Consider the following 11,735-nt stretch of genomic DNA (forward strand, 5'->3'; position numbering starts at 1 on the left):
CCGAAACACCACCTGACCAGGCAGGACACCCGTCCGCCGAGCTATGCACCGGAGGTATACACCGCGCGTATACCTCCCGTGTATAGTCGCCGTCATGTCCATCGGTCACACCCTTCTGGGTCTACTGGAAGCTGGCCCCCGGCACGGCTACGACCTCAAACGCGCCTTCGACGAGAAGTTCGGCCACGACCGCCCCCTCGCCTACGGGCAGGTCTACTCGACCATGTCCCGGCTCCTGAAGAACGGCCTCGTCGAGGTCGACGGGATAGAGAGCGGCGGCGGTCCCGACCGCAAGCGGTACGCCATCACCGACGCCGGGATCACCGACGTCGAGACCTGGCTCGCCCAGCCCGAGAAGCCCGAGCCGTACCTCCAGTCCACCCTGTACACCAAGGTCGTACTGGCCCTGCTCACGGGCCGCGGCGCGCAGGACCTGCTGGACGCCCAGCGCTCCGAGCACCTGCGGCTCATGCGCCTGCTGACCACCCGCAAGCGCAAGGGCGACCTCGCCGACCAACTCGTCTGCGACCACGCCCTCTTCCACCTGGAAGCGGACCTGCGGTGGCTCGAACTCACCGCCGCCCGGCTCGACCAGCTCGGTCAGGAGATACGCCGATGACCCCGGCCGGCAGCCTGCTGTGCGCCACGGACCTGCGCAAGACCTACGGGTCCGCCAAGGCCCTCGACGGCGCGGAGTTCTCGATCCACCCCGGCGAGGTCGTCGCCGTCATGGGGCCCTCCGGCTCCGGCAAGTCGACGTTGCTGCACTGCCTCGCCGGCATCGTGGCGCCCGACTCCGGCACCGTCACCTACGCCGGCCGCGAGCTGTCCGCGATGAACGACTCCGAGCGCAGCGCCCTGCGCCGGGGCGAGTTCGGCTTCGTCTTCCAGTTCGGACAGCTCGTACCGGAGCTCACCTGCGTGGAGAACGTCGCCCTGCCGCTGCGGCTGGCCGGTGTGAAGCGCAAGGAGGCCGAGCGGACCGCCCTCGGCTGGATGGAGCGGCTCCAGGTCGACGACCTGGGCGCCAAGCGTCCCGGCGAGATCTCCGGCGGCCAGGGCCAACGCGTGGCCGTGGCCCGCGCCCTGGTCACCCGGCCCCGCGTCATCTTCGCGGACGAGCCGACCGGCGCCCTGGACTCCCTCAACGGCGAACTGGTCATGCAGCTGCTCACCGAGGCCGCCCGCTCCGCCAACGCGGCCGTCGTCCTCGTCACGCACGAGACCCGGGTGGCCGCCTACTCCGACCGGGAGATCGTCGTCCGCGACGGCAGGTCCCGCGACATGGAGCGCATCGTATGAACCCGCTCCGCACCTGGTACCGCGACCTGGCCATGGGCGTGCGGTTCGCCCTCGGCGGCGGCCGCGAGGGCTGGACCCGGACCCTGCTCACCGGCGTGGGCGTGGGCCTGGGCGTCGCGCTGCTGCTGATCAGCACCGCCGTCCCCGGCGCGCTCACCGCTCGCAACGAGCGGGCCGACGCCCGGTCCACGACGACCGCGCCGACGGCCGCCGCTCCCGGCCGCGACACCCTCCTGACCGCGGCCGCCCGACAGACCTACCACGGGCAGGACATCGAAGGCAGCCTGCTCCGGGCCGAGGGCCCGGACGCGCCCGTCCCGCCGGGCCTGGAGAAGATCCCCGCCCCCGGCGAACTGGCCGTCTCCCCCGCGCTGGACAAGCTGATGAAGTCCGCCGACGGCGCCCTCCTCAGGGAACGCCTGGACGGCCGGATCGGCCAGATCGTCGGCGACGCGGGCCTGACCGGGCCCGGCGAACTCCTCTTCTACCTGGGCAGCGACCAGCTCCGGACCGACGGCGAACACGCCTACCGCGTCGAGCGCGTCACCGGCTTCGCGAACGACGCGGACGCGCGCGAGCTCGACCCCGTGCTGATGCTGATGGTCGTGCTCACCTTCGTCGCCCTGCTGACGCCGGTCGCCGTCCTCATCGCCGCCGCCGTCCGCTTCGGCGGCGAGCGACGCGACCGCCGGCTCGCCGCGCTCCGCCTGGTCGGCGCCGACAGCCGCGCGGTGCGGCGGATCGCCGCCGGCGAGGCGCTCGCCGGATCCGTGCTCGGGCTGGGCTTCGGTGTCGGCTTCTTCCTGATCGGCCGGCGCCTGGTCGGCAACCTGACCCTCCAGCAGCGCAGCGTCTTCCCCGCCGACCTCGACCCGACACCGTGGTTGGCCGCCCTCGTCGCCGTCGCGGTGCCGGCGGCGGCCGTCGCGGTGACCCTGTTCGCCCTGCGCGGTGTGGTGATCGAACCGCTCGGTGTCGTCCGTACGGCCAAGCCGGCCAAGCGGCGCGTCTGGTGGCGGCTGCTGCTGCCGCTCGGCGGACTCGGCCTGCTCACCCCGCTGACGGGACGCGGCTCCGAGCACGGGCAGTTCAACCGGTGGCAGGTCAGCGGCGGTGTGGTGCTGCTGCTCGTCGGGATCACCGCGCTCCTGCCCTGGGTACTGGAACGCGTGGTCGGCGGAACGCCCGGCGGGCCGGTCTCCTGGCAACTCGCCGTGCGCCGGCTCCAGATCGGCAGCGGTACGGCCGCCCGCCTCGTCAACGGCATCGCCGTGGCGGTCGCCGGGGCCATCGCCCTGCAGATGCTCTTCTCCGGCGTCGAGGGCGAGTACCGCAACGAGACCGGCCAGGACCCGACCCGGGCCGCCGTGTCGATCCTGCTGCCCAGCGGCGGCGAGCACCGGCTGGACGCCCTCGCCGCCGAGGTCGCCGGTACCGAAGGCATCGCCCGCACCGTGCCGCTGGCCTCGTTCAACGCCGCGCACCGGGTCCCGGCGGACGACACCATCGCGGTGACCGTCGGCAGCTGCGAGGCGCTCAGGGAGGTGGCGGAACTCGGCGCGTGCAAGGACGGCGACACCTTCGTGCTCGACGGTCCCGTCGCCGAGGGCGCCGCCAAGGCGGGTGACCGGCTCTTCGCCGGCAACGTCAACGGGTTCACCGGCGGCCCGTTCGACCACAAGAAGGCCGTCGAGTGGGCCTTCCCGGCCGACGCGCGCACCGTCCTCTCCCGTGAGGACCCCAACGGGACCCGGCGCACCGGGCTGCTGGCGACCCCGTCGGCGGCGCCCGAGGACCTGGGCTTCGACCAGTCCGCGCAGATCTTCCTCCAGCTGGACGAATCGGTGCCGGACGGGTTGGAGCGGGCCCGCACGGCCGCCTTCAAGGCCGACCCGTTCGCCACGGCCATGACCTTGACGTCGACGTCCACCGCGACCGGTTACTCCTCGATCCGCACCGGGCTCTTCTTCGGCGCGACCGGCGTCCTGATCCTGATCGGGGCGAGCATGCTCGTCTCCCAACTGGAGCAGCTGCGCGAACGGAGGAAGCTGCTGTCCTCGCTCGTGGCCTTCGGCACCAAGCGCTCCACGCTGAGCCTGTCGGTGCTCTGGCAGACGGCCCTGCCCGTCGGGGTGGGCATGGCGCTGGCGATCGCGGTGGGCATCGGGCTGGGCTCGGTACTGATCCGGATGGCCGGCCGGCCCGTCGGGATCGACTGGGGTCCGGTGCTCGGGATGGCGGGCGTGGGGGCGGGCGTGGTCGCGGTGGTGACCCTGCTCAGCCTGCCGCCGCTGCTGCGGATGATGCGCCCGGACGGCCTGCGTACGGAGTGACGCACGCGAGCCGGCGCGCCCGAGGCCGTACGCCCGCCCCCGCGACCGACCGGATCAGTCGGTCGGCCAGACGGGGAGCGGGCGTACGGCCTCGCGCAGCGCGGCGGCGATCGCCTTGAACTCCTCCTGGCGGGCGGTGCCGGTCCGCATGGCCAGCGCGATCCGCCGGGAGGGCGCCGGCTCGGCGAAGTACCCGGTGGCGAGGTACTCGTTGCGCGTGGTCTCCAACCGCAGCGCGGTGCGCGGCAACAGCGTCACCCCCAGTCCCCCGGCGACCAGTTGTACGAGCGTGGACAGTCCGGCGGCGGTGGTGGTGACGTCCGCGCCCGCCGTGCGGCCCGCCTCCCGGCAGATGTCGAGGGCCTGGTCGCGCAGGCAGTGCCCCTCGTCGAGCAACAGCAGTTGCAGGCCGCGCAGTTCCTCGCGCGGGATGTCCCGGCGCCCGGCGAGCGGGTGCTCGCGTGGGGCGAGGAGTACGAAGTCCTCGTCGAAAAGCGGCAGTTCGCTCACCCCGGGCACCCCCAGCGGCACCGCGAGCAGCAGCAGGTCCAGCCGCCCCCCGGCCAGCCCCTCCAGCAGCGACGCCGTCTGCTCCTCGTGCACCTGGAGGTCCATGCGGGGGTAGCGCCGGTGGAAGAGCCCGAGCACGGTCGGCAGCAGGTACGGGGCCACCGTCGGGATCACCCCGAGCCGCAGGACTCCGGTGAACGGGGCCCGTACGGCCTCGGCCTCCTCCAGCAGCCCGCCCATGGCGTCGAGCACGCCCCGGGCGCGCACCGCGATCCGCTCCCCCGCCGGGGAGAGCAGCACCTTGCGGGTGGTGCGCTCCAGCAGTTGCACCCCGAGCGCCTCCTCCAGCGCGGAGACGGCCCCGGAGAGGGCGGGCTGGCTCATGCCGATGGCGGCGGCCGCGTCCCGAAAGTGCAGATGCTCCGCCACGGCCACGAACGCGCGCAGTTGCGCGAGCGTCGCCTGCTTGAGTCCCCTATTACCGACAGCCACTGATAGGCACCTCCGATCACCAGCCACAAGAGTAGCTATTTCCGTAATCAATGCAGCTGTGCCAGCATGTGAGATCCGTCCAACCCCTTCGGAAAGCCCCCATAAGGGTCACTTTCCCGTTTGCAAGGAGAGCACGTGCTCACTGTCGGTGACAAGTTCCCCAGCTACGATCTGACCGCTTGCGTCTCGCTCGAAGCCGGCAGCGAGTTCGCCCAGATCGACCACAAGTCCTACGAGGGCAAGTGGCGCGTGGTGTTCTTCTGGCCGAAGGACTTCACCTTCGTCTGCCCGACCGAGATCGCCGCCTTCGGCAAGCTGAACGAGGAGTTCCAGGACCGCGACGCGCAGGTCCTCGGCGTCTCCGGCGACTCCGAGTTCGTCCACCACGCCTGGCGCAAGGACCACGCCGACCTGCGTGACCTGCCCTTCCCGATGCTGGCCGACTCCAAGCACGAGCTCATGCAGGCCTGTGGCGTGCAGGGCGAGGACGGCTTCGCGCAGCGCGCCGTCTTCATCGTCGACCAGAACAACGAGATCCAGTTCACGATGGTGACCGCCGGTTCCGTGGGCCGTAACCCCAAGGAGGTCCTGCGGGTCCTCGACGCCCTGCAGACCGACGAGCTGTGCCCGTGCAACTGGAACAAGGGCGAGGGCACCCTGGACGCCCCGGCGCTGCTGGCCGGTGAGTGACGGATGTCCCTCGACTCCCTGAAGTCCGCCATACCGGACTTCGCCAAGGACCTGAAGCTGAACCTCGGTTCGGTCATCGGCAACAGCGACCTCCCGCAGCAGCAGCTGTGGGGCACGGTCCTGTCCTGCGCGATCGCCGCCCGCTCCCCGCACGTCCTGCGCGAGCTGGAGCCCGAGGCGAAGGCGGTCCTGTCGCCGGAGGCGTACACCGCCGCCAAGTCCGCCGCCGCGATCATGGCGATGAACAACGTCTTCTACCGCACCCGTCACCTGCTGTCGGACCCGGAGTACGGCACCCTGCGCGCCGGCCTGCGGATGAACGTCATCGGCAACCCGGGCGTGGAGAAGGTCGACTTCGAGCTGTGGTCGCTCGCGGTCTCCGCGATCAACGGCTGCGGCCAGTGCCTCGACTCGCACGAGCAGGTGCTGCGCAAGGCCGGTGTCGACCGTGACACGATCCAGGAGGCCTTCAAGATCGCCTCGGTGATCCAGGCCGTCGCGGTCACCCTCGACGCCGAAGCGGCCCTCGCCGCCGAGTAGCGCTCCGCGTCCGCGCGGAACGGGCCCCCGCAGCCGTCACCGGCCGCGGGGGCCCCGTCGTTCACCCGCTCACTCGCGCAGCCGGGTCGTCAGCGCCCGCATGTCCTCGATCATCGCCGTGTGGACCGCGTCCTCGTCCACGAGATCCCTGTCCATGTTCCACTCCACGCGGAGCGTGAACACCACACCGCCGTCCAGCACCGCCAGTTGGGCGTCCGTGCCCGGCTGCCGCCTGAGCAGCGCCCGTTCGCCGAGTCCGGGCACCTCCTCCACGTCCGAGGCGCCGGTGCGGCGGGGGTCCAGTCCGGGCCCGGCGTCGAACTCCGGCCGGGGATCGCTCTTCTTGTGCCGCTCGACCATGATCTCGACCCCGTACCAGGGCCGGCCCTCGGTGTACCCGCCCGTCGCGCGGCAGTAGGACCAGTCGAGTGCGGGGCTCTTCTCGTTGCCCGGCCACGTCATGTCGAAGGCCGTGCCGTTGATCGTGCCCAGCGCCTTCAGGGGAGCCTCCGGGCAGAGGTCGTCGACGTGCCGGTAGGCGATGCGCGGAGCCGTGTCGGAACGATTCTGCGCGACCAGGGTCGCGCCCCACACCGCCGAGGCCAGCACCGCCCCGCCCAGCGCCCACACCCACCGCGCACGCGGGCCCCGCGCCGCCCCGCGCGCCGACCCGGGCTCCGGCGCGGAGTCCGCCGGTTCGAAGGCCCGGTCCGTGCGCCACTCGCCGTCCAGTTCCGGCTCGCCGATCACCCGTCGCCCCTCTCCCCGCCCCCGACCGCCGTCGTGGCGCCCTCAGACCCGCTGCTCACCCTGGCTCGTCTCCCCCGGCGTACGCGGCGACGCGTCCAGCGCGGTGGCCCCGTGCGGGGCGGGTCCCACCTCGGCCATGCCGGGGTGGAGCTGCTCGCGCGAGTACGCCTTGAGGAAGCCGACCACCGTGTTGGTGACGGCGACCAGCGGTACGGCGACCACCGCTCCGCCGATGCCCGCGATCATCCCGCCGGCGGCCACCGACAGCACCACCGCGAGCGGATGCACCCGTACCGCCCGGCCCAGGATGAAGGGCTGGAGCACGTGGCCCTCGATCTGCTGTACGGCGAGCACCACGGCCAGCACCATGAGCGCGATGAACGGCCCCTGGGTCACCAGGGCCACGACCACCGCGAGCGCGCCGGAGATGACGGCTCCCACGAGCGGGATGAAGGCGAACAGGAAGATGAACACGGCCAGCGGGACGGCCATCGTGACGTCGAGGAAGTACAGGCCGAGGCCGATGAAGACGGCGTCGATGAGCGCCACGAGGACGGTTCCCCGTACGTACGCGGTCAGCGTGCGCCAGGCGCGCGGACCGGCGCCGGCCATGCCGGGACGGGCGGCGGCCGGTACCAGGCCGAGCACCCAGGTCCAGATCCGCTTGCCGTCGTAGAGCAGGAAGAGCGTCGAGAACATCGCGAGCAGCATGCCCGTCAGCACCTCGACGAGCACCGTCACGCCCTGCAGTCCGGCGGAGGTGATCTCCTCGGTGTTGGTGCCGATGGTGTCGGTGAGGTTCTTCGCGATGTCGTTGATCTGCTTCTCGGTCACGTGGAACGGACTGTCCAGTGCCCAGACCTTGAGTTCGTTGATGCCGTCGCGGACCCGGTCGGAGAGGTCGTCGAGGTTCTCCATGACCTGCCAGACCACGAACCAGCCGACCAGCCCGATGACCACGAATCCGAGGATCGCCGTCACGGCCGTGGCGAGCCCCCGCGGCAGCCCGAGCCGGCGCAGCCGCACGACGAAGGGTTGGAGCAGGGCGGTGACGAGCAGGGCCGCGGCGAAGGCGAGGACGACCAGGCGGACCTCACTGATCACCTTCATCAGGACCCAGAGCATCCCGGCGAGCAGCAGCAGCCGCCAACTGGCCTCCGCGGCCACGCGCATGCCCCAGGGGATCACGGTCACCGGGTCGGGGCGCACCCGCCGGCCGGACGTGTCGGGGACGGGGCCGGTGCTTCCCGGGGGCGGGAGCGGCGACGGGGCGGTCGCGGAGACCGGTCGGTCGTCGGAGGTCTCCGCCTCGACCTCGGCCCGCCGTTCGTCGAGGCGAGCCTCCACCTGGCTGAGCTTTCTCCCGATCCTGCCGAGCCAGCCTGCCCTCTTCGACATGTCTTTCCTTTCCCCCCGCCCGTGAACACACCTCGAAGACCGTACACGCGAGGAGCCCCGCACCGTAGGACGGTGCGGGGCTCCCGGAGGTTGTGCGGTGGCGCGTGCCTAGTACCAGTCGTTGGCGTCGTGGAAGCTTAGGGCCGCGCACGGGCTGCCGTAGCGCTCGTTCATGTAGCCCAGGCCCCACTTGATCTGGGTGGCGGGGTTGGTGCGCCAGTCGGCGCCGGCCGAGGACATCTTCGAACCGGGCAGCGCCTGGACCAGACCGTAGGCGCCCGAGGACGAGTTGACGGCCTTGTAGTTCCAGGTGGATTCCCGGTTCACGATCTCCGAGAAGCACTGGAACTGGCCCGCCGGGACGATCTGCCGGGCGATCGACTTGATCTCGGAGATCGTGTAGGAGCCCTGGACGTCGAAGTCGCCGGCGTCGCGCGTCGAGGAACGGCTGGCGACCTCGCCGGCCTCCTCGCGCTCCTTCTTCAGCTTCGCGGCGGCCTCGGCCTCGGACTTCTTCTTGGCCTCCGCGTCCGCCGCGGCCTGGGCGTCGGACTTCTTCGCCTTGGCGGTCTCGGCGGCCTCGATGCGCGCGGCTTCCTCGGCCGAGCGCTTGGCGTCGGCATCGGCGGCGTGGGCGATCGTGTCGGCCTGCTGCGTCAGGGAGCCGCTCTGGACCTGGGCCTGCTCGCCGACCGGGATTTCAGTGAGGAGAGTCGCACCCGACGCGGTGGTCTCGAGGTCGTTCGTGGTGGCGTCGCCGGTGGCAACGCCCACGACTGCGCCGACGGTGGTGACAGCGGTGGCCGAAGCCACTGCGAACCCTCGAACCGAGATCCGGCTCACACGGTGTCCTTCCAGCAGCGTCCGCAGTGACCTGGCGGGCGCAAAAGTGCCCCTGGACACTGGCCTCCATGAATCCGCGGTCACTGGAGGCTCGGGCCCGTGGGCAACTCCCCTGCGGGAGCTGCCGCGTGAAACTCGGGCGACATACGGCAAACGACTGTGGAGTTGTGGTGCTGCGCGTATCTCACGAGAGATACAGGTGTGCCGTATGTGGGGCCTGACGGAAATCAGACTCTGCCGGACCTCGACGCCGCAGGGCAATTCCGCGTTGCGTGGGAAAGGTCACACCTGCGGGGAGGCCGCTGTTTTCGACAAAGGCCTGTGCAGCACAACGCCGCCCGGCTAGGCTTCTGGGCCTTTGCCGGGCGGCGCCAACTCTACTTCCCGCTATGGGGGTTCTGTCCCCTTTGCGGTTACAGGGTCTCCAGCATCTCCGTGACGAGCGCGGCGATCGGCGAACGCTCGGAACGAGTCAGCGTGATGTGCGCGAAGAGCGGATGGCCCTTCAGCTTCTCAACGACGGCGACCACTCCGTCGTACCGGCCCACCCTCAGGTTGTCCCGCTGCGCCACGTCGTGGGTCAGCACGACCCGCGAGTTGGCGCCGATCCGGGACAGCACCGTCAGCAGCACGTTCCGTTCCAGCGACTGCGCCTCGTCCACGATCACGAAGGCGTCGTGCAGGGAACGACCGCGGATGTGGGTGAGCGGCAGGACTTCGAGCATCCCGCGGTTCAGCACCTCCTCGATGACCTCGCGTCCGGCGACCGCCGAGAGCGTGTCGAACACCGCCTGCGCCCACGGGCTCATCTTCTCGGAGGCGTCCCCGGGCAGGTAGCCGAGGTCCTGGCCGCCCACCGCGTACAGCGGCCGGAAGACCATCACCTTCTGATGCTGCCTCCGCTCCAGCACGGCCTCCAGGCCCGCGCACAGCGCGAGCGCCGACTTTCCGGTGCCGGCCCGGCCGCCCATCGAGAGGATGCCGATCTCCGGGTCGAGCAACAGGTCGAGGGCGATGCGCTGCTCGGCGCTGCGGCCGTGCAGCCCGAAGGCCTCGCGGTCGCCCCGTACGAGCTTCACGTTGCCGTCGGCGGTGACCCGGCCCAGCGCCTTGCCCCGTTCGGACTGGAGGACCAGTCCGGTGTGGACGGGCAACTCGGCGACCTCCGGCACGTAGAGCCGCTCCTCCGAGAAGAGCAGGTCCACCTGTTCGCCGGAGAGGGCCAGCTCGCTCATGCCGGTCCATCCGGCATCGGTGATGGCGAGCTCCGCCCGGTACTCCTCGGCGAGCAGCCCCACGGAGGAGGCCTTGATGCGCAGCGGGAGATCCTTCGAGACCACCGTGACGTCGTAGCCCTCGGCCTGGAGATTGCGGGCGACGGCGAGGATCCGCGAGTCGTTGTCCCCCAGTCTGAAGCCGGCGGGCAGGACACCCGGGTCGGAGTGGTTGAGCTCGACACGCAGGGTGCCGCCCAGATCGCCCAGCGGGATGGGGGCGTCGAGACGTCCGTACCGGACCCGGAAGTCGTCGAGCAGGCGGAGGGCCTGGCGCGCGAAGTAGCCGAGTTCGGGATGGTGCCTCTTTGCCTCCAGCTCGGTGATCACCACGATCGGGAGCACGACCTCGTGCTCGTCGAAGCGGGAGATCGCGTTGGGGTCTGCCAGCAGGACGCTGGTGTCGAGGACGTAGGTCCGCCTGTCGGGCAGGCGGCGCTTTGTGCTGGTCACCACGGAAGGACGTACCCCCTCGGAAGAGGTCGGGCCATGAAGACCGGACCGGTCATCGGCACCCATGCGCGGGCCGATTCCCGGCCCTCCACTCCGTCCGTGCGAACCGCACGTGCGTCCTGGTGCAAAGGGCCTCCCGGGCGGACGACCCCATGCCGTCCGCTGAGACTCGACACCCGTGGATCGGACGTCGACCTGCCAGGGTTATGCCCTCGAACGGGCAAGGCCATGCCATGGCATATGACGGACGCTCGGTGAACCCCTGGTGAAGGCTTGAGAGGGGGACGACGGAACGCGCGGGGAGGTGTCGGGCCGGAGGGGAGCGCGGTCGCGGCGAACTCCCCGGGAGGAGCCCGCCGTCCGGGGATCAGCTCCCGTACCGCCGGTGGCGGGCGGCGTAGTCGCGCAGCGCCCGGAGGAAGTCGACCTTGCGGAAGGCCGGCCAGAAAACCTCGCAGAAGTAGTACTCCGAATGTGCGCTCTGCCAGAGCATGAACCCGGACAGCCGCTGTTCGCCGCTGGTGCGGATGACGAGGTCCGGGTCGGGCTGACCCCGGGTGTAGAGGTGCTCCGCGATGTGGTCGATGTCGAGGACCTCGGCCAGCTCCTCGAAGGAGGTGCCCTTCGAGGCGTGCTCCAGCAACAGCGAGCGGACCGCGTCGGCGATCTCCTGGCGGCCGCCGTAACCGACCGCGACGTTGACCAGTATCCCGTCGACGTCGTGCGTGGCCTGCTCGGCCTCCTTCAGCACGGACTGGGTCCGCTCGGGGAGGATGTCGAGGTTGCCGACGTGGTGGACGCGCCAGCGGCCGTCCGCCGCGAGGCCCCGCACGGTGTTCTCGATGATGTTGAGCAGCGGGCGCAGCTCGACCTCGGGGCGGTCCAGATTGTCCGTGGAGAGCATCCAGAGGGTGACGACCTCGACGTCCGTCTCGGTGCACCAGCCCAGCATCTCGGAGATCTTGTCGGCTCCGGCCTGGTGGCCCTGCTCCGTGGTTCCTCCGGACGCCTTCGCCCAGCGCCGGTTCCCGTCCAGGATGACGCCGATGTGCTTGGGCGCCTCGTCATGGTCGAGTCGGCCTTCCACCCGGCGTGCGTAGAGCCTGTACACCAGGTCGCGCAGCTTCACGATCTTCCAGCCCCTCCGTGC

The 11,735-nt window shown here is 70.8% G+C and carries 11 protein-coding genes; 5 read left to right on the top strand and 6 right to left on the bottom strand.

From position 1 onward, the window contains the following. The first annotated feature begins 94 nt into the window (after positions 1 to 94). The 3 genes from OG906_RS13365 to OG906_RS13375 are packed head-to-tail and all read left to right on the top strand — an operon-like array spanning position 95 to position 3,635. On the top strand, positions 95 to 619 hold the full coding sequence (locus OG906_RS13365; RefSeq protein WP_267799607.1) for a PadR family transcriptional regulator: 525 nt from the start codon (positions 95 to 97) through the stop codon (positions 617 to 619). Continuing rightward, positions 616 to 1,302, top strand: coding sequence for an ABC transporter ATP-binding protein (locus OG906_RS13370; protein ID WP_329442750.1), 687 nt, complete (start codon positions 616 to 618; stop codon positions 1,300 to 1,302). The genes OG906_RS13365 and OG906_RS13370 overlap by 4 nt, the downstream gene beginning before the upstream one ends. Then, a complete protein-coding gene (locus tag OG906_RS13375; RefSeq protein WP_329442752.1) occupies positions 1,299 to 3,635 on the top strand; it encodes an ABC transporter permease in 2,337 nt (778 codons plus the stop codon). Before OG906_RS13370 ends, OG906_RS13375 begins: the two co-directional genes overlap by 4 nt. Before the next feature lie 54 nt (positions 3,636 to 3,689). On the opposite strand, the gene OG906_RS13380 is transcribed toward OG906_RS13375, so the two are convergent. Beyond that, complete coding sequence (locus OG906_RS13380) at positions 3,690 to 4,637, bottom strand: hydrogen peroxide-inducible genes activator (protein ID WP_267799604.1); 948 nt, start codon at positions 4,635 to 4,637, stop codon at positions 3,690 to 3,692. A gap of 135 nt (positions 4,638 to 4,772) precedes the next feature. Here OG906_RS13380 and OG906_RS13385 point away from each other — a divergent pair, with 135 nt between their 5' ends. Together OG906_RS13385 and OG906_RS13390 are read left to right on the top strand one after the other, a co-directional pair. Continuing rightward, complete coding sequence (locus tag OG906_RS13385; protein ID WP_053677038.1) at positions 4,773 to 5,327, top strand: peroxiredoxin; 555 nt, start codon at positions 4,773 to 4,775, stop codon at positions 5,325 to 5,327. A 3-nt stretch (positions 5,328 to 5,330) separates the two neighbouring features. Beyond that, a complete protein-coding gene (locus OG906_RS13390; protein WP_329442754.1) occupies positions 5,331 to 5,867 on the top strand; it encodes an alkyl hydroperoxide reductase in 537 nt (178 codons plus the stop codon). A gap of 69 nt (positions 5,868 to 5,936) precedes the next feature. Here the strand turns inward: OG906_RS13390 and OG906_RS13395 are convergent, their stop codons facing one another. From OG906_RS13395 to OG906_RS13415, 5 genes are all read right to left on the bottom strand, one after another. Further along, the gene (locus OG906_RS13395) at positions 5,937 to 6,617 is read right to left on the bottom strand and encodes a hypothetical protein (RefSeq protein WP_329442756.1); all 681 of its coding nucleotides are present in this window, start codon (positions 6,615 to 6,617) and stop codon (positions 5,937 to 5,939) included. Positions 6,618 to 6,659: 42 nt separating this feature from the next. Further along, the gene (locus OG906_RS13400; RefSeq protein WP_329442757.1) at positions 6,660 to 8,015 is read right to left on the bottom strand and encodes an AI-2E family transporter; all 1,356 of its coding nucleotides are present in this window, start codon (positions 8,013 to 8,015) and stop codon (positions 6,660 to 6,662) included. A gap of 108 nt (positions 8,016 to 8,123) precedes the next feature. Beyond that, positions 8,124 to 8,876, bottom strand: a complete 753-nt coding sequence (locus tag OG906_RS13405) for a transglycosylase SLT domain-containing protein (protein ID WP_420716870.1) — start codon at positions 8,874 to 8,876, stop codon at positions 8,124 to 8,126. Positions 8,877 to 9,271: 395 nt separating this feature from the next. Then, on the bottom strand, positions 9,272 to 10,588 hold the full coding sequence (locus OG906_RS13410; protein ID WP_329442760.1) for a PhoH family protein: 1,317 nt from the start codon (positions 10,586 to 10,588) through the stop codon (positions 9,272 to 9,274). A 364-nt stretch (positions 10,589 to 10,952) separates the two neighbouring features. Next, the gene (locus OG906_RS13415) at positions 10,953 to 11,714 is read right to left on the bottom strand and encodes an isoprenyl transferase (protein ID WP_329442762.1); all 762 of its coding nucleotides are present in this window, start codon (positions 11,712 to 11,714) and stop codon (positions 10,953 to 10,955) included. Positions 11,715 to 11,735 lie beyond the last annotated feature (21 nt).

Source organism: Streptomyces sp. NBC_01426 (assembly GCF_036231985.1).
In the GTDB taxonomy this organism is placed as follows: domain Bacteria; phylum Actinomycetota; class Actinomycetes; order Streptomycetales; family Streptomycetaceae; genus Streptomyces.

Coding starts and splice junctions, on each gene's coding strand:
- OG906_RS13370 (WP_329442750.1), top strand. CDS start 616: ATGACCCCGGCCGGCAGCCTGCTGTGCGCCACGGACCTGCGCAAGACC.
- OG906_RS13375 (WP_329442752.1), top strand. CDS start 1,299: ATGAACCCGCTCCGCACCTGGTACCGCGACCTGGCCATGGGCGTGCGG.
- OG906_RS13365 (WP_267799607.1), top strand. CDS start 95: ATGTCCATCGGTCACACCCTTCTGGGTCTACTGGAAGCTGGCCCCCGG.
- OG906_RS13400 (WP_329442757.1), bottom strand. CDS start 8,015: ATGTCGAAGAGGGCAGGCTGGCTCGGCAGGATCGGGAGAAAGCTCAGC.
- OG906_RS13390 (WP_329442754.1), top strand. CDS start 5,331: ATGTCCCTCGACTCCCTGAAGTCCGCCATACCGGACTTCGCCAAGGAC.